The organism is Shewanella sp. ULN5, assembly GCF_030731885.1.
Lineage (GTDB): Bacteria > Pseudomonadota > Gammaproteobacteria > Enterobacterales > Shewanellaceae > Shewanella > Shewanella holmiensis.
In genome coordinates this window covers 35,979-60,572 of sequence record NZ_JAPJEE010000011.1, presented here as the reverse complement: position 1 = coordinate 60,572, position 24,594 = coordinate 35,979, and the positions used below count along the sequence as shown (strand labels likewise).

Sequence of the window (24,594 nt, the reverse complement as noted above, 5' to 3'; positions counted from 1 at the left end):
CCCTTTTTAATTCATGTTTTTACTCTCCGGATACAGCATAAAACCTCAAGTTAACTTGAGGTAAAGTGTTTTTTGATTTATTTTTATAAAAATAATAAGGATTATTATGCTTAACGAATATGATCTATCGGTAGGACAAGTGGCTAAACGCTGTGGCGTTAAGGTATCGACATTACACTTTTATGAACAAAAGGGATTAATCACATCTTTGCGTAATCAAGGTAATCAGCGTCGTTACCAACGTGATGTGTTAAGAAGGATCTCAGTCATTAAAGCCGCACAACAGTTTGGTATTAGTTTGCAAGACATTCAGCAGGCATTTAGTCACCTTCCTAATCAACGTACGCCCAATAAAGATGATTGGAGCAAACTATCGCAAACCTGGAAAACACAACTCAACGCCCAAATTAATGCTTTAGAAGATTTAAGAGACTCGCTTGAAGGCTGTATCGGTTGTGGTTGTTTATCCATGTCAAGTTGCCCGCTATATAACCCTAATGACACCTTAGCAACGAATGGGGATGGCGCAGTATTATTGGTCAAGCCTACATGAAAAAGGGTTTAGTCTTGTGACTAAACCCTGATGAAAATAATCATCTAATGGGGGAAGATTGAGAACAATGAAACAAGCTTACTCTGTGATGAGTCGAGCTCGTGTAATTTCAATTTTACGTGCTTTCATTGCTTCTGGAATTTCACGTTCCAAATCAATATTCAACAACCCATTCTCTAACTCTGCACCAATGACTTTAACATGATCGGCCAGCTGAAAGGTGCGCTCAAAGCCGCGCTCTGCAATGCCCTGATGTAAATATTTACGTTCATCTTTTTGGTTTGCTTTACTACCTTTAACCAAAAGTTTTTCACCTTCACTGGTGATATCAAGCTCAGTCATACTAAAACCGGCTACGGCCATTGTAATACGGTAACGGTTTTCACCTAATAATTCGATATTGTATGGCGGGTAGCCATTGTTACCATTATTGGCTGCAGCATGTTCAGCCAATTGCGCTAATCGGTCAAAACCAATAGCACTGCGGTAAAGAGGAGTTAAATCTGGAGAAATAGAAAAATTACGCATAATCATATCCTTGTCTAAAGCAATATGTAAAAACATTAAGCCATTATTGGCAAGAGTACATTGCCCTTTCGGCGCAATGGGTTGCAAAATGTTAAAACCTCAATTGAGCATTTTTAGTGTGTCATCTTGCTACAAGTTAGATATGTGGGTACCAATATTGAATTCAAGGGTAATCATTAAAAAATTCAATAAAAAAGAACAACCCATTGAAAAATGGATTGTTCTTAGAGTGTAATTAGCTATTAATGACTAAATTAGTTTAATTCACAGCCTAAAACGCTATTAGAGTTAGTGTAGATAATGTCGCCTACTGGCGCATAGTCTGCAGCAACAATCATACCTTTATCTTTAAAGTAGGTATAAAGTACTTCTGCATCCACATAACCGGTTTGAACTGACTCAAGTTTAGGATATCCATCACCACCTGCTGCGTTATAGCTTGGTACCGTAAAGGTATAGCTGCTATCTGCTGCAAAGGTTTCGCCATTGATTTCGCTAATATCAACCGTGCTAGCCGCGCAATCTACTGTCATTTTCACACCAGTAATTTGTGCATAAGCACCTGAACCACGTTGGAACGTAGCAACCGTCGATAAATAATCTGCAACCTCTGCACCGGTTAAGGTATTCAAGGTCACCATGTTACCAAATGGCTGTACGGTTAATACGTCACGGTAAGAAATATCACCGGCATCAATTGATGCGCGTACGCCACCCGAATTCATTACTGAAAAATCAGCATTAACTTTAGTACGCTGTGCTTCAGCAATTAAACGACCAAGGTTAGTTTGTTCACCACGAACAATACTTCTATCACCTTCTAAACGCGCATCTGTTTCAGCAATGACTTCACTTAATTGGCCTTGACCACGATCTTGATAATATTTCAGTAATTGCTTCAAATCTGCATCCGGGACAATTTCTTCACCGATATACACTTTGGTTTTATTACCTGCCGCGTCTTCTACGGTTTTCTTCAGGTTTACAGGGATGAGTTTATAGCTTGCTAGGTTTAATTTACCATTGAAGTATTCAAAATCAGCACGGCCTACATATTTACCCCATTCATGGGCTTGCATGATGTAAGTGCCATTTTGCATATCAGGCAAACATTCATCTCCTGGTTTGAAATCAGCGTATTCATTGCTGCCTGGTTCCATACACACCGGATTTTGTGAATGACCACCAATGACCGCGTGTAAATCGCCTTCATTTAGTGCACGAGCCATAGCAACATCGCCAGGAGCATTACTGCCATGCTTACCATCTTCGTAATGGCCCATATGCGTGGTAGCAAAAATTAAGTCAGCTTCATTGTTGGCTTTGATTTCGGCAATCACTTTAGCCACTTCGGTTTTAGGATCCGTAAATACGATATCGCTGATAAATTCAGGATTGCCTAATTTAGCTGTATCTTCAGTTGTTAAACCAATAACAGCAATACGCACGCCATTAATGTTAAATACTTTGTATGGTTCAAAGTAACGAGTGGTGCCATCAGCATGATAAATATTGGCTGCAAGCATTGGGAACTTAGCAATAGAACGTTGTGAGTCAAGTACTGCTAATGGATTATCAAACTCATGGTTACCCACGGCCATTGCATCGTAACGGATTTCATTCATACCGATAAAGTCAGGAATTGCATCCTGTAAATCAGACTCAGGTACACCCGTATTGATATCGCCACCTGATAACAAAATACTCTCGCCACCATTAGCACTCACCTCTGCACGAATTTGATCGATTAAGGCCTTACGAGCTGCCATGCCATATTCGCCGTCTTTGTTTTCCCAAAAACGACCATGGTTATCATTGGTATGTAATACAGTAAAGATTTTACATTCAGACCCAGCTTCTGCACAGGTTGTCGGGACTTTTACATCATCATCGCTGTTACAACCTACTAGCGCGGCAAGCACAGCAGATGCCAAGATCCCTTTCATTAACATTTTAGACATTTGTAACCCCATTTATTAATTATCTTGTATTTTTAATCTAAATTTAATAAGCGAACTTTTTATTTCGCCACAAAATAATAGCAAAGAATGGGTCAATAACGTGACAACTTTATGACAGAAAAATGACATTTAGTGCAACATTAACAAAGAGTTATAATTAACACTATCCGTGCATTAAAACAAGGTGCCTGACAGTAATGCCATTAAACGGGTACCAAAAAAAAGGCTTAACCCGTTAATAGGATTAAGCCTTTAAAATACAATACTATTTACATTTCAAGGTCAATGCAAAAAATTGTTTCAAATACAGAACAAGTAACATACAACGCAAACAACTGTTAATTTAATAAATTATTTATCCATTGACCAATCTCAGATAATTGGTTAGGCAAAACACTATGTGCCATTGGATAGGTCTTCCAGCGAGTGTTATAACCTGCATTGTTTAATGCATCAAATGCCATTTTACCCGCGAATAACGGCACGACTTCATCCTGCTCACCATGATTTTGTAAAATTGGCGTTTGCTTATTGGCAGTAGATAACTGCTCAGGTAAATGTTCGCCACCTGGTAAATAACAAGATAGTGCCATAATGCCAGCAAGGGATTGCTCAAACCGTAATCCGGTAAACAAACTCATTACCCCACCCTGGCTGAATCCCGCTAGGATAATTTTGTTTGCAGGGATCCCTGCAGCGATTTGTTGCTCAATAAGTTGCTTAATTTGTAACTCTGATATCAAAACACCTTCTATATCAGCACGGTCATGCAGATCCATACTTTTTATGTCATACCATGAACGCATGATATAGCCACCATTAATGGTAACGGGTTGCTCGGGCGCATGCGGGAAAATAAAACGAATAGCATGGCCAGCGGGTAAACCTAATACAGGGACTACGGGCGCAAACCCCGCACCAGAGTCACCTAAACCATGTAACCAGATCACGCATGATGTGGCCGTATTGCTTGGTTCAACAAAAATGGCATCAAGAGTTGATTGAGTCATGTGATTCCTTAATTAATCAGTAAATTCGTATTCAGTTATTGAGCCTGAATGCCCGTTTCTTGTAATAACTGTTCAAACTGCTGCGGCGTATCTAGTTTAATCGTCCACTTAACTGTACCTGCATCTGCTGCGATAACGAAACCATGATGAAAGCAGCTAATGTCATCGACTGCGGCACTCATAATAATGTGATTTTGTAATAGGCGGCATTGTATTTCATTAGGCGTAATGATGAGTTTGCCTTGGGAAAATTCGAGGATCATAGGTGTACTTATTTGAGGAGAAGCAGTAAAACACTCCAATCAGGCTCAGCATTGGAGTGTAAAAGACATGATACTAGTGGTGGTGACCACCAACGCCATGCGCATGACCATGTGCAATTTCTTCATCAGTTGCATCACGAGCACTCACCACTTCGATATCGAATGTAAGCTCTCTACCGGCTAATGGATGGTTGACATCCACAGTTGCCATAAATTTACCTACTTTCAAAATGGTGACTTGGCGTTGGCCTTGATCTGTATTGATCACCGCTGCCATACCAGGTTTCCATACTTTAGCGCCAACTAAATGTTTCACTGACACGCGTTGCTCTGCGCCTTCTTGGCGCTCACCATAGGTATCTGCCGCAGGTGGTGTTACAGTGAACTTATCACCCACCGATTTACCGGTAATAGCATCTTCAATACCAGGCATCATGTTGTCATTGCCATGAAGGTAAGCAATTGGATCGCGGCCTTCGTTTGACTCAAGCACTTCGCCTTTCTCATCGCGCAGTGTGTAATTAAACTGCACAACCATATTGTCATTAATGCTCATTACTTATCCTTTAATTTTAATTGGTGTTGCTTAATACAGCGTAAAAATCTGTACCAAGCAATAAAAAAGTCGCAAGAGCTTAACAAATGCTTATTGTGTCGGCAATTTGTTTAAGCTAATCCCTAATTTTTCGAAAGTAGCATTATCAGGGTAACCATCCGCAATCAGCCCTTGTTGACGTTGATATGCTTGCAGTCCAGCGACTGAGTTACGACCTAAAATACCATCGGGTTTACCGACATCAAAACCAGCATCTAACAATTTTTGCTGAAGTGCACTGACCATTTCACGATTTAAACGTGGGTGATTAGGTAAAGTTTTAACAATGCCACTACCACCATTAATTTGATCCGCTAGTTGTCCAACAGACACTGCGTAAAATTCAGAGCGATTCCAACGCATGATCACATTGAAGTTTTCATAACCTAAAAATGCAGGTCCAGTATGCCCCGCAGGTACATATAGAGCCGCTTTCATATCTGGCGTGGATAATGGTTTTCCATTAGCTTGTTTAATGCCTAACGCTGCCCACTTCGCTAATGGCTGACTGTCTTTACTGCCCATATATGCAAAATCATAATTTGGGGGTAGCTGTACTTCACGGCCCCAACGTTCTGTGGCTTGCCAGCCAAGTTGCTGTAAAAAATTAGCGGCCGAAGTTAACGCATCTGCGGTACTGTTCCATAAATCCGCTTTGCCATCGCCATCACCGTCAACGGCATACTTTAGATAGTTAGTCGGCATAAATTGGGTGTGTCCCATCGCTCCCGCCCATGAGCCAACCATATCTTCATCAGCAAATTGATAACGCTCTTTTAAGGTTAATGCTTGCATTAGCTCCTGAGTGAAATACTCACTTCGTCTAGGATCACATGCCAGTGTTGCCAATGAGTTCAGCACCGACATATTACCTTTATAGCTGCCGAAATTTGTTTCAAGCCCCCAAAAAGCAACAATATATTGGCCCGGCACACCGTATTGTGCCGTTAATTGATTGAGCAATTTACGATGTTTATCAAACAGCTTGCGCCCTTCTTTTATTCGCCAATCAGTTACGCGTTTATCATAATAATCTTTAAAGGTAGTGGTAAACTCAGGCTGCTGATTATCAAGTTCGATGACTCTAGGCACAAAAGATAAATTTGCCACCGTAGTGTCGATGGTATGCTGAGAAATTCCCTTTTGCTTGGCGGTTAACTGTAATTGACTCACACATTGTGCAAAATCTTCGTTAGCCATAACCAGATGAGGAAAACTGATACTGAACAAAAAGGCTGGAATGGATAAGTAAACGTGTTTACGACTCAAAATGCACCCAATTAATACGAAAGTTAATGTGTGATAATCGTGACTGATCAGCCACAACTTCACAAGAGGCTTATGGCCATAAAAAGACGGATTTTGTGTTAAAAGGTGTGTTCTTAAACAATGCGAGTGTCATTTATCAATCCCACCTTGAGCTAAGTCGGGTATTCAGTATAATGAAAACGTTTTTAATCCCAATTAAAGAGAATAATCATGTCTGAACTAAGCCCAGCGTTAACAAGCTTCATCGAAAGTGTAAAAGAACACCAAATCGTTTGGGGACTTCAAGACGAAACAGGTGAAGGATGGGTTGTGTGTGATTCATCAGAATATGAAGATACTGACGTTATGCCACTCTGGTCATCTGAATCAGCGGCTAAAATTCATTGCACAGAAGAGTGGTCTGAGTATAAAGCAGTGAGCATCACGCTAATTGACTTCCTTGAATATTGGGTGAGTGATTTAAACGACGACGGTGTATTAGTTGGCGTTGATTGGGAAAGCGATCAAGAATGTCTTGAAATCGACCCAATAGTCCTAGCTAAAAGTTTAGTTGATATCGAAAAAGAATAACGTTAGCGATAGCGATAACGCGTTGAGTTCGAATGAGATTAAATTTCATCATTTAACGCGTTAACTTCACTCCACTACAAAGTTACTTTCAATGACAAGCCCAATACTCGTAGATATTCCTTTTGAAAAACGCCACACGTGTTGGTTTTGTGATGAACCTTGCAATGCCGAATTAGCTTATTGGCGTATGGCTCATACCCCTCACCCATCACTGACCGTGCCGGCCTGTAATGAATGTTTATTACTCGCAAAAAAGCAATTATTGACGTCTATTTGGGAATGTCGTGAGGCGGTCAAAGATCAATTAATGCAGCGTTACAGTCAAGACCTTGCGATTGGCATTAACTGGACCGAACAAGAACTTGAAGAGTCTGAATTTGAATGTAAGATTTTTGGTGGTTTTAAGAAAAGTGCCTGGATGATGTACCAAATTGCTCAGAAAAGAATTAATGCGCCTGGCTGGGTGTTGAGCATTGATGGGGAACAATTTGACGAAGACCCATTATTTGCAGGTAGTAACACACTGGGGTTTGAATTTGATGGGCTGCAATTTAATAATCTTACCCAAGCAATAAAACATTACTGTGCAGTATTGGCTTTAGATGAAGCATTTCTTCAGCAATTGGTGACCTTTTTGGGAAAAGATCAATTTGCTCATGCGATTAAACTTGCCAGACTCAATATTGGGATCACAAAATCGATGCAACAGAAAATCCTCAATGAGCTGATTGAGGATTTAGACGTATAGTGATGGTCAATACGATAATTTTAGCTTTAAACCAAGTTTTAGCACTATTCCAAAATATCTCTTAACCTATTTTGAACCTCGGTCACCAATAAATCTGGCTGAAACTTAGAGATAAACGCATCACAGCCCACTTTTTCTACCATGGCATTATTAAAGCTACCACTTAATGACGTGTTAAGAGTAATAAATAATGATGCCATTCGTGGGTCTGAACGCACTTCAGAAGTAAGCTTGTACCCGTCCATTTCGGGCATTTCAGCATCGGTAATCATCATTAATAACTCAGTGGCAACATTTTTACCCTCATTGGCCCATGATTTGAGCAAATTCAACGCTTGCAAACCGTCAGAAGCCTCAATAATCTCAATACCTAACTGACCTAATGTCTCCCTCACCTGCTTTCTTGCGGTGCTAGAATCATCAACGATCAATATTTTACGTCCAGGCATTTCGGGCGCTAATGCTTCGTCTAGCACCCCTTCAGACAAGCGAATGTCATAATTAATTATCTCTGCTAAAACCTTCTCAACGTCAATAATTGACACTAAATGAGACTGGCCTTGCTCTTCAAGGCGAGTTATAGCTGTTAAGTAATTGTTTTTACCAGCAGTTTTAGGCGGGGGCATGATATCCCCCCACGTCATGTTTACAATGTGTTCAACTTTTCCAACCAAGAAACCTTGAATACTCCGGTTGTATTCTGTGATGATTAAATTGCAATCGTCAGTGATGGGTAAAGGTGAGAAACCAATGGCACCACGTAAATTTATAACAGGAATAGATGTGCCCCTGATATTGGCAACTCCGGCTATGCTGTGATTACTGCCCGGCATCGCACTCAAAGGTGGCACCTTGACCACTTCTTTTACTTTAAAGACGTTAATAGCAAATAGTTGAGTAGAATTGATACGAAAAAGCAGTAACTCCAGCCGGTTTTCGCCAACCAGATTGGTCCGTTGATCAACTGTATCGAGCATTTTTTTCATTAAACATACCACCAATCATTAAATATGATCCATCACGCATTAGCCTGCACAAGTCTAAGTACCATTATAAACAAAAAACAAATAAAAACATGGGAAGCTATCTCATCTCAATAAGATCTACGAAGCATTTTGATACGTAAAGTATAATATTAGCTTAGTTTTCTAAAACCATTAATTGTTATACAGGGATCCTCATGCGACTAATACTGACATTACTAACTGCATTATCTTTAACCTCTTGCACCATGATTGATACAAAAGTGGATGTTATAGAAAACTTCACTGTTAATAATTATCTGGGTACATGGTATGAGATTGCGCGATTAGATCATTCATTTGAAAGAGATATGGATAAGGTCACCGCAACTTACCAATTAGATGCAGACAAAGTGCTGGTTACTAACCGTGGTTACAATGTAGAAAAACAGGCTTGGAAAGAAGCTAATGGCAAAGCTTATTTTATTGAGGGTAGTGACAAAGGGTTATTAAAAGTATCTTTCTTCGGTCCATTTTACGGTGCATATCAAATCCATGATGCGATCCAAGAAGTTAATGGACGCTATTCTGATGCACTGGTTATCGGCCCCGATAATAGTTATGCATGGATTCTCTCCCGTAACAAGCAAATCACTCCTGAAACCAGACAAAGATTTGTCATGAAAATGGAAAATTTAGGAATACAAAACAGCGATATCATATGGGTAAATCAGCAGGAATAATGTGATCAATTATCACCGTAATCTCGTATTGTTTTTTAACACAATTGAATCAAATAAGGCTAGTTATGGTTATCCCACTGTTCCCACTGTCGATGTGCCTGCTGCCCCATGGCTTCAGTCAATTACGCATATTCGAACCTAGATATAAACGCCTAGTAACAGAATCACTTAAATCAAATAGTGGTTTTGGTCTGTGTATGTTACACGACGATAAAAAGCACATGCTACCAATAGGTACGCTATGTAAAATTATTGACTTTGAGACCTTGGATGATGGCTTACTTGGTATCAGTATTCAGGGCGAGAAAAAATTTCATTTAAAAGATTTCACCATCGAAGCTGACGGATTAAAGCGAGGCACAATTGAGATAATAGATGATTGGCCAACATCGATTATTAATCTCGCCGAGAGTAAAAAAACCAGCCCAAATCAAACTACAGAAAAAATGTTAAGTGACACTTTACGAGAAATTTTAACCCAATATCCTAAGCATCTGGCCCAATACCAAAATGAACATTTTGACGATATTTCTTGGGTATGTCAGCGATGGTTAGAGATTATCCCGTTAACTGCAGCCGAAAAGTATCATTGTATCAATAATCATGACCATAAAATGGCACAGGATTACTTAAGTAATATCATCAAGTAACTAGCATGCCAAGTTGAGTACAATGTTTATGGTTTACAGTAAAAATAACTCATAAAAAGTGATCTGATTATTATTTAGTGGCGTATATATGTTCACTATCGGCAAATAATACGACGCGAGTGAAGATAATGGAAAATTTTCAATCACAAACTGCGCAAAATCGTTATGATAAGGCAAGACTTGCTAAAGATAACGGTGCGATACAATTGTCTAATAAAAATGAACTCGATGCTGAACAATTAGCTGAGCTAATGCTTAAGGTTGCTAACTTACGCTGTAAAGTATCTTTCGCCAAACTGTTCAATCATTTCGGACCTAAGATCAACGCATTTGGTAATCAACGATTGCATCAGCAAGGCCTGGCCATGGATTTAGTACAAGAAACCATGACCCGTGTTTGGACCAAAGCTCATTTATACAGTGAAGACAAAGCTGCGGTAAGCACTTGGGTATTCACAGTAATGCGAAATCAGTGCTTCGATATGCTTCGTAAAGTTCAGCACAATAAAGAAGATTCTTTTGGAGACGACATTTGGCCTCTTTTTGAATCGGACGACGCCGAAAGTAATGAAGATGATTTCAAATTATCTGGCACATTATTACGTCATGTCGATGAGTTACCGCCGCTACAACGACAAATTGTACAAGGTATTTACATGCAAGAAATGACTCAACAGGAATTAGCAGACAAACTCGATATCCCCATAGGCACAGTCAAATCACGATTAAGATTAGGCTTAGAAAAGTTAAAGGGATTTATGGAGAAACATTATGATTAAGTATCACCCACAACAAGAGTTATTGTCTCTCCATATTAAAGGGGAGCTGCCATTATCCATGTCTTTGGCGATATCAGCTCATGCTGAAATGTGTAGCATATGTCAGCAAAAACTTAACGCTTTAACAGAGAGTGAAACTGTTAATGTTTTTGACAATGATGTTGAGTCAAATATCAGTGTTGATATCGACTCACAGATGTCAACCTTGTTAGCACAAATGATGCAAAACACCTTAGATGATCTGGATGCTAAACCTGCTGAAGCATATATTGAAGGGGTCACTGAAGTGACAGTTAAAGACCAATCTTATCCTTTACCCCGTGCATTTAGGCATCAAATAAAAGCTCAATGGCAAGGTATAGGCAAAGTCAGTAGATTGCGTCTCGATACTGGTGAAGAGCATGCAAGAGCAAGTTTACTACACATTGCACCACAAGGTGAAATTCCTGAACACACTCACAAAGGTTCAGAACTGACACTGTTACTTGCGGGTGAATTTAGTGATGAATATAACACCTACAAACCAGGTGATTTCATGTTGCTTGACGAGAATCATCAGCATTCACCTAAGACCATGACAGGTTGCCTGTGTTATACAATAGTAGATGCACCCTTATACTTTACTAAAGGATTCAGCAAGTTACTAAACCCTATTGGTGAGTTAATTTACTAGTATTATTGCTTATCAGGATTTGATTGGTACATACTTTAATAGCAAATAGTTGGCAATAAATACTTTTAAATATTTGTTGCCAACAACATAAACTCAGTATATGCTTGCGGAAGTTTAATTACCTTGTTTATTTTGTTTACCTATCGTGAGTCTGCTCAACTTCCTTTCGTAAACCACCACAAGCTACAAAAAATACATCTGCTGAAAAGATTTAATATAAAAATATATTTATCAAACGCTTTTATTTTTGTCATTTGCTTGTCATAAACCTATGGTCAACTAGTCCAATCAAGCAGTTAACTTTTATGCGTAAATGTTAATGTTTTTAGTGAAATGATGAATTATATTTAATCAAAAATTATGATTAAACTCTCACATTTTTCATATAAACACTTGATTAGTGTAGGATTGATAGGGTAACTTAACTAAGCTAACTTAAATCTTTCGCAACACGAAAAATGTTAAGGAATTTTATTGTTAAAACTTACATCACCCAAGGGTGAGCAAATTATTATAGAAGGAGTATGATGATGTCATACCAATTTAACGGACACGAAATTACAGTTAACTTCCCAGTTAATTCAATTTCATCAAATAAAAATTCAATTGCTTTTACTGATTCTCAAGGTAAAAACAAAACAACCTTTTCAAAACGCATCGAAGCGTTGAACTTTATGAAATGGTTAATCAGTTCTAACAAGTAAACCTCTACGCTTTGCGTACATCATTTGCTCTGTTATTTAATAAACTTGGCTAACGGTATTCTCCTCTCATTTACCGAACGTTTATTATCAACAGAGCAAACTGATAAATCTTTCAAAACCCTATCCAATATCTCATTCAAAACATTAAGACTGTAAACCACAAAACTAACTATATGTAATAAAGATTATTTTATAGTTAAAGCCTGCTTTCTTTGGTATCTGGGTAACATTGTGGCATTGCCTAATAAGCCACCTTGATGGATATAAAGTATTTCACGATCTTTAAGATCACCAGACTCAATAGTGTGTTTCAATACATTTAATCCGATGGGATCATAAAGTAAATCAAACTCTATTCCACTTGAATCTAATACCTGTTGCCATAGATGAAATAATGAAAGATAAAGCTTACCAAAATGGTATTTTTTACCATCATTTAGTATTTGTGGATGATGGAGAGTATTTAAAGATAACTCATCAAACTGGCTTATAAGGTAAGCATCTCCACCTACTGTGCTACAGGTTAACACCTCAATATCTAAAGTATTTTTTTGAGCCTGTTTTACAAAGTACTCTTGTAAATATAACGCTGTGGTACCTGTGCCTGATGGCAAAAATATAGATAACTTATTAATATTTTGAATAACTGCCCAATTTATTATTTCTTTACCGAGTTCATAAATGCCAGTTTTAGCATATTCGCAACGCCCCCCTTCCGGAATAAATAAAGTTTCCAAAGCGTTATTTTTTTCTAGGTAATCTTGTTTTAATACCTTAATGGCATCATCTAAATGTTGGCAGGCATTAAACAGATTTGAAGACCAATCAATTTCAATGACATTAGCGCCATTTTTAATCGCTTCAGAATAATTAGACCGGATTTCTGACGGTAGCCTCTGCTGTTGCTTTAAATAATCGGCAATATGACTCACATAGTAATCTAATTTCCAGCCCTTTATTTTTGCCAATACCGATAGAGAATATAATGAATTTGCCTGCGCAGAACCGGACCCCACAACATGGGACACATCAGGAAAATCATTCACTAGAAAGTGATAAAATTTGCGGGCTTTATTGCCACTAAAATCTGCATGTAACAAATCATCTCGTTTAATATGTATTTGTCTGCCTGCAAAGTACATCGTATCTGTAGGGCTATTAGTTAGCATTAATCTCAATCATAAAGTCATTAATAACGGCATTGTATCTAACTTTAGTTAAAAGCCGCTATATTTAGTCTAATTGCTCATTTTATTTGTCTCACCATTAGTAGAAATCAGCCTTATACCAACAATATCAGACACTTAAATGTTGGCGCAATAATTGCTAATACTAAATATGATTGAATTTAAACTGTAAAAAGGAACTCAAATGGCTATTTTTAGGCTGATATTTAATATTGCATGGTTTGTACTGGGTGGTTTTGTAATGGGATTAGCCTGGTGGTTAGCTGGGATATTGTGTTTTATCAGTATAATCGGTATTCCATTTGGCCGCGCTTGTTTCGTGATAGGCGAGATGGCTTTTTGGCCTTTTGGTCAGCAAACCGTTAATCGCAGACAGTTAACGGGTGAACATGATTTAGGCACAGGCACAATGGGAATGGTTGGCAATATTATTTGGTTTTTATTCTTCGGAATTTGGTTAGCGATAGGCCATTTAACCCATGCCTTAGCTTGTTTTATTACCATTATTGGTATTCCATTTGGTATACAACACTTGAAACTTGCCTTATTAAGCTTAACGCCAATTGGTCAAACAGTTGTACCAACAGAGCAATATTAATGGCCTTGATGCTTACTTGATTCAATCAAGTAAGCATCCATCATTTGTTGTGCATCAAATTGAGATAATCCCCTATTAATCACCTTCTGCCATTTACGGCCTTGATCATTATTATTGAAAGCGATATGCAAACTTTTTAGTGCCAATGGCTTAGAATTCAATTGCAGTAAGTGCGAAATCCCCGCTATCTTAGGTTCATGCTGAAGATATTGATAGACATTGTAATCAATAACAATAGCGTCGATTCTTCCAGCGGCTAATTTCAAGATGTTCTGCCGTTCATCATTAGCTTCTTCAAAGGGTTGTCGCCCATCTCTAATCATATTGTCTATTTCATCAGTATTAACATATCCCTTCACAACACCGAGAGTGTAGTTATTCAAATCTGATAAGACCGTCAACTTTATTGGGGTACTTCTTCGTTGTAATAACCCTATCGGACTACTTCCTAAAGAATCTGAGAATATAAAATCATTAGTCTCATTAAGATATTCAGGAAAATAACCGCTATTGCCCCCCTTTTTTGCGACTCTAATTGCTCTGTTCCAAGGCAATACCGACACTTTTAACTCATGCCCTTCATAACTAAGTGCCTGCTGCACGATCTGACTGGTAACGCCTTTTTCAATGAGATTGGCTCCAGTGAATGGCGGCCACTCTAAAGTTGACAGCTCAAGCGTATCTGCCGTTAACTGCGCAGATAACAGGATTACGATTGCACCTATGTTATAAGCAAGCTTGTGACGGCTTAGCATTGAAACCATTTATGCCCCTTAAAAAATTACCTTCGATAATTCAGTGATATAATAATTGAACCGTTTTTTAAATTGCCACAAATAATATCTTTATAGCAGGTGCTTAACGGCATATAAAATAAACACTATTATTCAATAATAGTACAGACTCATTTTTTGGTGAAACTTATGAATTATTGGTTGATGAAATCAGAGCCAGATGAATTTAGTATTGATGATTTACAATTGAGTAAAGATCAAAAAACAGCATGGCAAGGTATTCGAAACTATCAAGCGAGAAATTTTTTACGAGATCAGGTAAAGCAAAATGATTTAGTCTTTTTCTACCACTCCAGCTGTAAAGTTCCTGCTATCGTCGGATTAGTAGAGGTAAGCCAAGCGGCAACAGTAGATATGAGCGCTTTTGATATCAACTCCACTTATTTTGATAAAAAGTCCGACATCGCTAACCCCAAATGGATTCAAGTTGAATTACATTTTATGGAAAAGTTTAACCGGCCTATTTCGCTAAAGCAGCTGAAAGCCGATCCACGGTTAACCAATATGGTTTTAGTCGCTAAAGGGGCAAGGTTAAGTGTACAGCCAGTATCAGCAGAAGAGTTTGAGCATATTATGTTTTTAAGTCGATAGTCATTTAAGTCGATAGTCATTTACATCGAAAAAAGCGACAAATCGATAGAATATAGAGCGGGCTCATATAACAACTAAGAAATAATATAGTGTTATATGAGTCGCAGTTTTTACATGGTGTCACTAAGTCATGTTGAGTTTTGCTGGTTGAGTTTTGTTAGCGTTAAAAACGTGTTAATTGAGGTAAAGGATACTTCTTGGTTATAGAAAAAACCAAGCAACAAAACGTCAAACAGATTTACCCGCACACCTCTGGATGCAATTATTGGCCACTCTTACCGGTTATCGACTTATTATGTAGCATCTCTAAACTGCAACTCTGCCTAGTAATAATGACCAACCACTCACTGAAATAACCTCGAAGTTTAACAGGCCTCAGTAACAGTCATGGATATTTATTACTGTTCGCCCTGGGCAATACCGCCTTTTGAAGGTGCATGAGCGATAATACGATCTGCCATACGCGAGAAAGGTAATGATTGTAGCCAGACAGTTCCATGGCCTTGTAACGTGGCTAAAAATAGCCCTTCACCACCAAAAACCATTGATTTTAATGAGCCAGAACGTTGAATGTCATAATCTATACCTGGTGAGAAACCCACTAAACAGCCAGTGTCTACTCTCAGTACTTCGCCTTTTAGTTCTTTTTTTATCAAGGTGCCACCAGCATGAATAAACACCATGCCATCACCTTTCAAACTTTGTAGTATGAAACCTTCACCGCCAAAAAATCCTGCGCCTAAGCGACGATTGAATTTCATCGTGACATTAGTGCCTAAAGCCGCGGCTAAAAAACTGTCTTTTTGGCAAATGATTTCGCCTTGATGCTTTGACAAATCGACGGCCAACACACTACCAGGATAAGGGGCTGCAAATGCAACTTTACGTTTTCCATGGCCCTCATTAGTAAAATGAGTCATAAAAATACTCTCACCAGTTAATGCGCGTTTCCCCGCACCGAGTATTTTTCCGAAAAAACCTGATTCAGGTTCTGAGCCATCGCCCATTTTAGCTTCAAAGGCGATATCCTGCTCCATATAATTCATCGCCCCAGCTTCAGCGATGACGGTTTCTTGCGGATCGAGTTCAATTTCGACTAACTGCATACTTGAGCCGATGATTTCAAAATCCACTTCGTGGCACTGCTTACTCATTAGTCACTCCTGTAACATAGAATTTCTGAATTAATTATTCAAACAACTTAAAGGTGTTGACATAATATGTCAACATTGTATTTCAGCTTAACACGCCGATATCTTGTTGATGAACCGCTCTGCTAGGCATTTTACAAGATAATATTAAGTAGAATGGCCTGTGATATTGAATCCATCTGAGCCATATGTTACCTAAATCATCCTAGCCCTGTTGTATTTAACTCTTTGGAACCTTGAAACTCAAAGCGGGTAAACTCATCAAGAATTAACTCTGTGAATAACTGTCCAGCTCTCCCTAATGGCCGTTCAAGTGTCGAAACCAATTGTGGTGTAAAACTGAATCGATTACCGCCAATAAAATCAACGGGTTTTAATTGATGGGACTGTAATTCCTCTTGAATTAAAAATGCTGGCATCCAACCAAAACCGAGTCCTTTTAACAGGGCATTTTTTTTCATAATAAACCCCGACAAATAAAACACTTTATCTCCACCAAACTGCATTTCATCTCGAACTAATCTTTGCGGTGACGAATCTTGAATAGTCAACTCAACGTGTTGTTGTAGTTCGGTTAGAGTGACATTTTTAAGGGCAACCAAGGGGTGTTGGCAACTGGCAACCAAAATACTGGTAATAGTCGGCAATGCTTTAGGATGGTAATTGGGACCAGCTAGATAATCTTTTACCAGCATAAGATCGGCATTATCACGCTCAAACCTGTGTTGCACGCCCCCCAAAAACTCCATATTCAATTGTATCTTGGTTGGCACTTTATGCTCGGCCATGCGTTTTAAAGCTGTCATGATGGGTTCCATAGGTAACGCGCCATCAATCACTAACTCTAACTTAGGCTCCCAGCCTTGACTAAAGCGACTAGCAAGATGCTCTATATTCGCTAAATGCTGCAACAAGCGTTGTCCTTCTGCCAAAATCACTCGTCCCTCTGGAGTTAACTCAGCACGATATTGATCACGGTTAAATAGGCTCACGCCAAGATGCTGCTCTAACTTTTTAACCTGATAACTCACCGCAGACTGTGCCTTATGCAGTTTTTCAGAGGCTTTAGCAAAACTCCCTTCTTCAACTAATACCTGTAAAACCTTAAATGCATCTACATCTATGCGCATAAAACTGTCCTTTATCGTGTAAAATTCGATTTTTGTATCGAATAACTGCCAGAGGTGTATCAATTTAAATACAATCTAAAAAACTGATTAAGTCTAACGGTTTATTATTCTTTTTTTTGTTCATCCAAGCAACTAAATTGAATGAATCTATGCAACATAGATCACATTATTTTCGCTAATCGTGCGTTAGATGAGATTGAGTGTTTGTATCATCGGGTTAAGGAAGCTGTTATGCCATTTTATGTAAAACAAGGCGAGATCCCCACAAAGCGCCATATCGCATTCGAAAAAGACAATGGCGAGCTGTACCGAGAAGAATTATTCTCAACCCATGGTTTCTCAAATATTTATTCTAATAAATACCACCATAATATGCCGACGAAGGCGATCAGTGTGGTGCCTTATACTGTAGACCATGGACAAGAGTGGCAAGACTCACTCATTCAAAATTATAAGCTAGATTCTCGCATCGCTGATTGTGAGGGTAATTTTTTTAGTAGCCGTAACAAAATATTTTATAACAGTGATGTAGCCCTCTACACTGCAAAGGTGACTAATAGCACCAATGAGTTTTACCGTAATGCCTATGCTGACGAAGTGGTATTTGTACATGAGGGCGAAGGTCAATTACTCAGCGAATATGGAGTCATTGAAGTCAAAAAGTGGGATTATTTAGTTATCCCTCGTGGCACAACTTATCAATTAACCTTCAATGATTACAGTAATGTACGTTTATTTGTTATTGAGTCGTTTTCTATGGTTGAAGTGCCTAAACATTTCCGTAATGAATATGGCCAATTACTTGAATCAGCGCCCTATTGTGAACGTGATATTCGCACACCTGAATTAACCGATGCCATTGTAGAAAAAGGTGAATTTCCTTTGGTGTGTAAGTTTGGTGATAAATATCAGCAAATGACTTTGGAATGGCATCCATTTGACCTAGTCGGTTGGGATGGCTGTGTTTATCCTTGGGCATTTAATATCGCTGAGTATGCACCCAAAGTAGGTAAAATCCACTTACCACCTTCGGATCATTTAGTGTTTACCGCACATAATTTTGTGGTGTGTAATTTTGTACCACGTCCATATGATTTCCACCCAAAATCAATACCCGCGCCTTATTACCATAACAATATCGACAGTGATGAAGTCTTATATTATGTCGATGGTGATTTTATGAGTCGTACAGGTATTGAAGCAGGCTTCATGACGTTACATCAAAAAGGCGTGCCACATGGCCCACAGCCTGGCCGAACTGAAGCATCTATCGGCAAAAAAGACACTTACGAATACGCAGTGATGGTCGATACTTTCGCCCCACTTAATCTTACTTCCCATGTTAAAAATTGCATGAGTGAAGACTACAACCGCTCTTGGTTAGAAAACTAAGTCACTCAGTGTGAAGCGCGTTGAAATATAACGAGGAATAACAACATGGCAAGCGAACAAAACCCACTGGGACTTTTAGGCATCGAATTTACTGAATTTGCCAGCCCAGATACCGACTTTATGCATCAAGTGTTTCTTGATTTTGGTTTCTCTATGTTAAAGAAAGCCAAAGAGCACGATATCACTTACTATAAGCAAAATGACATTAACTTTTTATTGAATAAAAGTCGTGCCGGATTCTCGGCAGAATTTGCTAAGTCACACGGTCCTGCAATTTGTTCAATGGGTTGGAGAGTGGAAGATGCGCAATTAGCATTTAAATTGGCAGTTGAGCGTGGTGCAAAGCCTGCAGCAGAGTCTGAAAAAGACATGGCCTACCCAGCTATTTATGGTATTGGCGATAGCTTGATCTATTTTATCGACACCTTTGGTGCTGATAACAATATTTATGCTACTGATTTTGTTGATTTAGATGAACCAATCATCACTCCAGAAAAAGGCTTTATGGAAGTCGACCACTTAACCAATAATGTCTATAAAGGCACTATGGATAAATGGGCTAACTTCTATAAGGATATTTTTGGTTTCACTGAAGTACGCTACTTTGACATAAGCGGTGCTCAAACGGCATTAGTGTCTTATGCACTGCGTTCACCAGATGGCAGTTTTTGTATTCCTATCAATGAAGGTAAAGGCAACAATAACAACCAAATTGATGAGTATTTAGGTGAGTATAATGGTCCTGGAGTTCAGCATTTAGCCTTTAGAAGCCGTGATATCGTGGCATCTTTGGATGCGATGGAAGGCACAGCAATTAAAACCTTGGATATCATTCCTGAATACTACGACACGATTTTCGATAAGCTACCTCAAATCACTGAAGACCGTGAACGTATTAAACATCATCAAATTTTAGTCGACGGTGATGATGATGGTTATTTGTTGCAAATTTTCACTAAAAACCTATTTGGTCCTATTTTTATCGAGATCATTCAACGTAAAAATAACCTAGGTTTTGGTGAAGGCAACTTTAAAGCGCTTTTCGAATCAATCGAACGCGACCAAGTTCGCCGTGGTGTGTTGTAATAACATCATAACGAAACTTCGTTTTACAAAAACCAGCCGAGCGCTGGTTTTTGTTTATTAAGCGGATTACACTCACTGCTTACTTATTGATAAAGACCTTATATATGCCTGATTACGCTGTACTCGCTGTGTTTATTCCAACCTTCTTTTTTGTCTCTATCACCCCAGGCATGTGCATGACACTAGCTATGACATTAGGTATGAGTATTGGTGTGCGCCGGACGTTATGGATGATGATAGGTGAACTAGTTGGTGTTGCCATTGTGGCCATAGCTGCCGTTTTAGGGGTTGCCAGCATTATGCTTAACTACCCACAAATGTTTGATATTTTAAAGTGGGTTGGAGGCGCTTATCTTTGTTATATCGGCATTAATATGTGGCGAGCTCGGGGTAAAATGGCGGTGATAGACGGTCAGCAAGTTAATACTCGCAGGTTAAGTTTAGTCAGCCAAGGATTTATTACTGCAATTGCTAATCCTAAGGGCTGGGCATTCATGATTTCTTTATTGCCACCATTTATTACCCTTGATAAGCCTGTTGCTCCACAATTGTTTGTGTTGCTTGGCATTATTATGGTGACTGAGTCTTTATCTATGCTTGCCTACGCTAGTGGCGGCAAAAGCCTGCGATTGTTTTTATCCCGAGGCGATAATATTCGCTGGATGAATCGTATTGCGGGCAGCTTAATGTTACTGGTAGGGATCTGGTTAGCATTGGGATAATGTCTATTTATCCTCTAATGTGAAACCTTTCTGAGTGGCAAATAGTATTTAATGGTCGCACTTTTCCGAGTTAAGCTTTTTATTTTGATAGTAAACTACGGCGCAAGATCTGATGTAAGGTCTTTAGCGAAATATGTTACTGCTATACAAACAACAGCTCTACCCGCTCAAACTGTATCAATTTAAAATTGCTCAAGCATTGTTTTCGGCTGAGTGAATGAACTGTCATTATGACTTATTTTTAAATGGCAGCTGCTGTGCAATCTGTGCCATATATATGGTAATGTGCCGCTGTTCTTGCTGACAGTAATCATTAATTGCATCGTTAAATGCTGAGTGAGTAACCAGATGTTTTGAATAAGTCGCTATTGGCTCAAATCCTCTTGCGACTTTATGCTCGCCCTGAGCCCCAGCATCAAATACACCCAAGTTGTTGTTAATCGCATAATCTATACCCTGATAATAACAAGTTTCAAAATGCAGCCCATCAATCTCAACCAACGTCCCCCAATACCGGCCGTATAAATGAGTTTTAGACACAAAAAACAGTGCGGCTGCAATCATTTGTTGATGGCAATCTGTCACAATCAATAATCGAATAGCCTCCCCCATAGATTGTCGCAGCCCCAAAAAAAACGCCTCATTTAAATAGCCTTGATGACCAGAGCGTTTTTGGTAGGTCAATTGATAACATCTTATAAAGTGATGCCACTGCGCTAGGGTGGCATCGACACCTGAAACAAACGTAAAATTCAACTGTTGCGCAGATAACGATTGGCGCTCTTTGTTGATATTTTTACGTTTTCTGGATGTCATTGAAGCTAGAAAATCGTCAAAATCTCTATATCCCTTGTTCAACCAATGAAACTGAGTGCCTTTACGTGTAATGCCAATATTTTGCGGCCATAAAGCCTGTTCCTCTTGATTGATAAACAAGCCATGCCAAGATGAGTAATCGTATTTAAGCATTTTTTGCTCGAGGTATTCGCAAATTGCCATTAATATGACCTTACGCATGGATTGAGACACACCTATATCAAACCCAAATCGTTGACCTGTGGCGGGAATAAACGGCACACTGGTAACTAATTTGGGATAATAAGCTAGTTGGTTGCGCTCATAGGCTTCTGCCCACGCCCAATCAAATACATATTCGCCCCACGAATGGTTTTTCTCATACATTGGCACAATGGCGCGCACTTGATGGGTTGCGGCTTCTTTGATTACAAGATGACATACTTTCCAGCCTGAGGCGGCTCCCACACAACCAGCCCTTTCAAGCCCCTGTAAAAACTCAAATCTAATAAATGGGTTATCATCGCTAAAACATTGCTGCCACTGCGCTTTACCAATCTCATCGATATTGTTAATTTCAGCTATGTTAAATGCTTGCTGCAATGCTTTACCCTTATTATTTAACCAATTTTCCGCTACAGCATACCAATTTTATTGCAGCTATGGCACAGTCGAATGATTCAGGGAACGACTTAAGGATTATCCGTGCATTCAACTATCAAATTTACCCCATTATTGCTGTCAGCCGTGGTCAGTTTCAGTTTAACCACAGCCAGTTTTTATCCATCGTATGTTAACGCAAATGAGGATTCAATCTTCAGTGAAATGGCTACCGCCCAGCCTATTTTTGCTAAACATGGCATGGTTGTCAGTCAAGAAGCTATCGCCAGTCAAATTGGCATTGATATCCTTAAGCAAGGTGGTAATGCCGTTGATGCTGCTGTGGCGGTTGGGTTTGCACTTGCGGTTACCTTGCCACGCGCAGGGAACATTGGCGGCGGTGGTTTTATGCTTGTTCACATCGCAAAAGATAACAAAACCATTGCTATTGATTATCGCGAAACTGCGCCAGGTAAAGCACACAAAGATATTTTTCTCGATGAAAAAGGCAATGCTGTTGATAAATTAAGTCGAGAACACGGCCTTGCCGTTGGTGTTCCGGGTACGGTTATGGGAATGGAACTGGCGTTAAAGCAATATGGCACCATGTCATTACAGCAAATTGTTGCTCCGGCTATAGAACTGGCTAAAAATGGCATTGAGATAACATCAGATCTTGCCAATTCATTGGTCGGCACTAAAAATAGAATCTCCCAATGGCCAAGTTCAACGGCTATTTTCTATCGACCTGATGGCAGTAACTTTGAGGTCGGTGACCAATTAATCCAACCGGAATTAGCCCATTCATTGTCATTGATTTCCAAGCTAGGCAGTAAAGGCTTTTACCAAGGCGAAACAGCAGAAAAGATTGTCGCCTCGGTTCAGCAAGCTGGTGGTGTCATGACGCTCAAGGATCTTGCAAATTACAAGGTCGTTGAACGAGAACCTATCCGTGGTACCTATCGAGGCTATGAAGTTGTTTCTATGCCACCGCCGTCATCAGGTGGGCTTCACATCATTGAAATGCTTAATGTGTTAGAACAATTTCCCATTGATAAATTTGGCCATAATACCGCTCAAACATTACATGTCATGGCTGAATCAATGAAATATGCCTATGCTGATCGCAGTGAGTTTTTAGGTGATCCTGATTTTGTCGACGTCCCCATTAACAACCTCATTAACAAAGACTATGCCCATAACATAGCAAACAAAATAGCCTTGAATAAAACTACCCCAAGTAGCGAAATAAAACCCGGTAATATCAATGGGTATGAAAGCCCACAAACCACCCATTACTCAGTGGTCGATAAATGGGGCAATGCCGTGTCAAACACCTATACGCTTAACTTCAGTTATGGTTCTGGGCTGGTAGCAAAAGGCACTGGCATTTTACTCAATAATGAAATGGACGACTTTTCGGTTAAGCCTGGTGTACCCAATGGCTACGGTCTTATTGGCGGAGATGCTAATTCAGTCAAGGGATATAAACGCCCGCTTAGCTCAATGAGTCCAACCATAGTCATGAAAGACAATAAACCCTTTTTAGTTACCGGCAGTCCTGGTGGCTCAAGAATTATTAATATCACACTGCAAATCATTATGAATGTAATTGATCACCAGCTTAACATTGCCGAAGCCAGTGCTGCTGCAAGGGTGCATCATCAATGGTTACCTGACTATTTGTGGGTTGAACGTAGTTTGAATCAAGACACTATTTCTTTACTTGAAGCCAAAGGCCATAAAGTGAAAGTGCAACAATCTATTGGCAGCACGCAATCAATTATGATAACTGAACAAGGTAAATATGGATCATCCGATCCTCGTCGAGCGGGATCTGCCGCCGTTGGTTACTAAGGCATTCACCTGTTGGTCAGAGAGTGTTGATGTATGCGCTCTCTGCCCTTTTGCATAACAAGATAGAGTTAACAACTATCCTAAAATTTACAGTCAAATCTACTCAAAACCACTTCTATATCAGCCTTAAACACAAACCTGCATCATTATTCATTAAACCTCAAATCGGGTTATGTGATAACTAATTGAAATTTAGTTATTAAACCACTTATAGACAAGCTCGAATTGCATGCAAATAACAAGGCGAATTAGCGCGTCTATAGCTGGCCTATTGCAAGTAAATACACAGATAGCTATGCAAAAGATAGTTTGATGTGTATTTAATATCCCTAGCGAGAGGTTAATTTATGTAGCCCATCCCAACCAGTATTGATTTTGGATGATTTTGTGAAAAATGTTAAAGTAAATGCACTAACTAGTCGATAAGTATGCGTATTATTGTTGTGGTACCTATATGATAAACATCATGGCGTAAAATAGCCGAGTGGCTTTAAAAGAGTAAGGCATTGATTATATAGATATTACTTTTGAATCTGTCATATGATTGATGCTAAAGCATACAATTATCGACAAATTCACCTCAGCTATAAAAATAGACATAAATCGATTTAAGCTATATTTATGAATTTAAAATTCGATAACTGACTTATAAATTGGTGAGATATCAAAAAATTAGCTATATA

General features: G+C 39.1%; 25 protein-coding genes. 13 read left to right on the top strand and 12 right to left on the bottom strand.

Going from position 1 to position 24,594, the window contains the following annotated elements; genetic code table 11:
- The first annotated feature begins 106 nt into the window (after positions 1–106).
- On the top strand, positions 107–553 hold the full coding sequence (soxR, locus tag ORI98_RS11855) for a redox-sensitive transcriptional activator SoxR (RefSeq protein WP_306135342.1): 447 nt from the start codon (positions 107–109) through the stop codon (positions 551–553).
- A gap of 78 nt (positions 554–631) precedes the next feature.
- Here soxR and ORI98_RS11850 read toward each other — a convergent pair whose 3' ends face one another.
- The 6 genes from ORI98_RS11850 to ORI98_RS11825 all read right to left on the bottom strand — a co-directional run bounded on the left by ORI98_RS11850 (position 632) and on the right by ORI98_RS11825 (position 6,110).
- Entirely contained in the window at positions 632–1,081 is a 450-nt protein-coding gene (locus ORI98_RS11850; RefSeq protein ID WP_261296707.1) for an Hsp20 family protein, read from the bottom strand.
- 254 nt (positions 1,082–1,335) lie between these two features.
- A complete protein-coding gene (gene ushA, locus ORI98_RS11845; protein ID WP_306135341.1) occupies positions 1,336–3,042 on the bottom strand; it encodes a bifunctional UDP-sugar hydrolase/5'-nucleotidase UshA in 1,707 nt (568 codons plus the stop codon).
- A gap of 338 nt (positions 3,043–3,380) precedes the next feature.
- Positions 3,381–4,052, bottom strand: a complete 672-nt coding sequence (locus ORI98_RS11840) for an alpha/beta hydrolase (RefSeq protein ID WP_306135340.1) — start codon at positions 4,050–4,052, stop codon at positions 3,381–3,383.
- Positions 4,053–4,087: 35 nt separating this feature from the next.
- The gene (locus ORI98_RS11835; protein ID WP_306135339.1) at positions 4,088–4,315 is read right to left on the bottom strand and encodes a DUF3389 family protein; all 228 of its coding nucleotides are present in this window, start codon (positions 4,313–4,315) and stop codon (positions 4,088–4,090) included.
- Positions 4,316–4,388: 73 nt separating this feature from the next.
- Positions 4,389–4,871 (bottom strand): peptidylprolyl isomerase, encoded by a 483-nt coding sequence (locus tag ORI98_RS11830; protein WP_261296711.1) that lies wholly within the window; start codon positions 4,869–4,871, stop codon positions 4,389–4,391.
- 90 nt (positions 4,872–4,961) lie between these two features.
- On the bottom strand, positions 4,962–6,110 hold the full coding sequence (locus ORI98_RS11825) for a lytic murein transglycosylase (protein WP_371931160.1): 1,149 nt from the start codon (positions 6,108–6,110) through the stop codon (positions 4,962–4,964).
- A 279-nt stretch (positions 6,111–6,389) separates the two neighbouring features.
- Between ORI98_RS11825 and ORI98_RS11820 the strand changes: the two genes are divergently transcribed.
- Together ORI98_RS11820 and ORI98_RS11815 are read left to right on the top strand one after the other, a co-directional pair.
- Entirely contained in the window at positions 6,390–6,749 is a 360-nt protein-coding gene (locus ORI98_RS11820) for a DUF2750 domain-containing protein (protein ID WP_188839503.1), read from the top strand.
- A gap of 91 nt (positions 6,750–6,840) precedes the next feature.
- Entirely contained in the window at positions 6,841–7,497 is a 657-nt protein-coding gene (locus ORI98_RS11815; RefSeq protein WP_306135338.1) for a hypothetical protein, read from the top strand.
- 44 nt (positions 7,498–7,541) lie between these two features.
- Here the strand turns inward: ORI98_RS11815 and ORI98_RS11810 are convergent, their stop codons facing one another.
- Positions 7,542–8,483 carry a chemotaxis protein CheV gene (locus ORI98_RS11810; RefSeq protein ID WP_306135337.1) on the bottom strand — a complete coding sequence of 314 codons (942 nt, stop codon included), beginning with the start codon at positions 8,481–8,483 and terminating at the stop codon, positions 7,542–7,544.
- A 194-nt stretch (positions 8,484–8,677) separates the two neighbouring features.
- Between ORI98_RS11810 and ORI98_RS11805 the strand changes: the two genes are divergently transcribed.
- The 4 genes from ORI98_RS11805 (at position 8,678) to ORI98_RS11790 (ending at position 11,304) form a co-directional block, all read left to right on the top strand.
- Positions 8,678–9,202, top strand: a complete 525-nt coding sequence (locus tag ORI98_RS11805) for a lipocalin family protein (RefSeq protein WP_306135336.1) — start codon at positions 8,678–8,680, stop codon at positions 9,200–9,202.
- Positions 9,203–9,267: 65 nt separating this feature from the next.
- The gene (locus ORI98_RS11800) at positions 9,268–9,852 is read left to right on the top strand and encodes an LON peptidase substrate-binding domain-containing protein (protein WP_306135335.1); all 585 of its coding nucleotides are present in this window, start codon (positions 9,268–9,270) and stop codon (positions 9,850–9,852) included.
- Between the two features lie 128 nt (positions 9,853–9,980).
- A complete protein-coding gene (locus ORI98_RS11795; protein WP_261296716.1) occupies positions 9,981–10,631 on the top strand; it encodes a sigma-70 family RNA polymerase sigma factor in 651 nt (216 codons plus the stop codon).
- Entirely contained in the window at positions 10,624–11,304 is a 681-nt protein-coding gene (locus ORI98_RS11790; protein ID WP_261296717.1) for a ChrR family anti-sigma-E factor, read from the top strand. Before ORI98_RS11795 ends, ORI98_RS11790 begins: the two co-directional genes overlap by 8 nt.
- An 889-nt stretch (positions 11,305–12,193) precedes the next feature.
- On the opposite strand, the gene ORI98_RS11785 is transcribed toward ORI98_RS11790, so the two are convergent.
- Entirely contained in the window at positions 12,194–13,177 is a 984-nt protein-coding gene (locus tag ORI98_RS11785) for a 1-aminocyclopropane-1-carboxylate deaminase/D-cysteine desulfhydrase (RefSeq protein ID WP_306135334.1), read from the bottom strand.
- 202 nt (positions 13,178–13,379) lie between these two features.
- Between ORI98_RS11785 and ORI98_RS11780 the strand changes: the two genes are divergently transcribed.
- Positions 13,380–13,793: a YccF domain-containing protein gene (locus tag ORI98_RS11780; protein WP_306135333.1), complete on the top strand. Its 414-nt coding sequence runs from the start codon at positions 13,380–13,382 to the stop codon at positions 13,791–13,793.
- Here ORI98_RS11780 and ORI98_RS11775 read toward each other — a convergent pair.
- Complete coding sequence (locus tag ORI98_RS11775; protein WP_306135332.1) at positions 13,790–14,557, bottom strand: ABC transporter substrate-binding protein; 768 nt, start codon at positions 14,555–14,557, stop codon at positions 13,790–13,792. The genes ORI98_RS11780 and ORI98_RS11775 overlap by 4 nt on opposite strands.
- Positions 14,558–14,716: 159 nt before the next feature.
- On the opposite strand from ORI98_RS11775, the gene ORI98_RS11770 reads away from it, so the two are divergent.
- Entirely contained in the window at positions 14,717–15,178 is a 462-nt protein-coding gene (locus ORI98_RS11770) for an EVE domain-containing protein (RefSeq protein ID WP_306135331.1), read from the top strand.
- Positions 15,179–15,576: 398 nt separating this feature from the next.
- On the opposite strand, the gene ORI98_RS11765 is transcribed toward ORI98_RS11770, so the two are convergent.
- Positions 15,577–16,332: a TIGR00266 family protein gene (locus ORI98_RS11765; protein ID WP_306135330.1), complete on the bottom strand. Its 756-nt coding sequence runs from the start codon at positions 16,330–16,332 to the stop codon at positions 15,577–15,579.
- A 197-nt stretch (positions 16,333–16,529) separates the two neighbouring features.
- The gene (locus ORI98_RS11760; RefSeq protein WP_306135329.1) at positions 16,530–17,459 is read right to left on the bottom strand and encodes a LysR family transcriptional regulator; all 930 of its coding nucleotides are present in this window, start codon (positions 17,457–17,459) and stop codon (positions 16,530–16,532) included.
- A 231-nt stretch (positions 17,460–17,690) separates the two neighbouring features.
- Between ORI98_RS11760 and ORI98_RS11755 the strand changes: the two genes are divergently transcribed.
- The 3 genes from ORI98_RS11755 to ORI98_RS11745 all read left to right on the top strand — a co-directional run bounded on the left by ORI98_RS11755 (position 17,691) and on the right by ORI98_RS11745 (position 20,659).
- Complete coding sequence (locus ORI98_RS11755) at positions 17,691–18,851, top strand: homogentisate 1,2-dioxygenase (protein ID WP_306135328.1); 1,161 nt, start codon at positions 17,691–17,693, stop codon at positions 18,849–18,851.
- Positions 18,852–18,896: 45 nt separating this feature from the next.
- Positions 18,897–19,937, top strand: coding sequence for a 4-hydroxyphenylpyruvate dioxygenase (gene hppD / locus ORI98_RS11750; protein ID WP_306135327.1), 1,041 nt, complete (start codon positions 18,897–18,899; stop codon positions 19,935–19,937).
- A gap of 104 nt (positions 19,938–20,041) precedes the next feature.
- Positions 20,042–20,659, top strand: coding sequence for a LysE family translocator (locus ORI98_RS11745; RefSeq protein ID WP_261296726.1), 618 nt, complete (start codon positions 20,042–20,044; stop codon positions 20,657–20,659).
- Between the two features lie 228 nt (positions 20,660–20,887).
- On the opposite strand, the gene ORI98_RS11740 is transcribed toward ORI98_RS11745, so the two are convergent.
- Positions 20,888–22,057, bottom strand: coding sequence for a GNAT family N-acetyltransferase (locus tag ORI98_RS11740; protein WP_261296727.1), 1,170 nt, complete (start codon positions 22,055–22,057; stop codon positions 20,888–20,890).
- Positions 22,058–22,192: 135 nt separating this feature from the next.
- On the opposite strand from ORI98_RS11740, the gene ggt reads away from it, so the two are divergent.
- Entirely contained in the window at positions 22,193–23,911 is a 1,719-nt protein-coding gene (gene ggt / locus ORI98_RS11735) for a gamma-glutamyltransferase (protein ID WP_371931159.1), read from the top strand.
- Positions 23,912–24,594 lie beyond the last annotated feature (683 nt).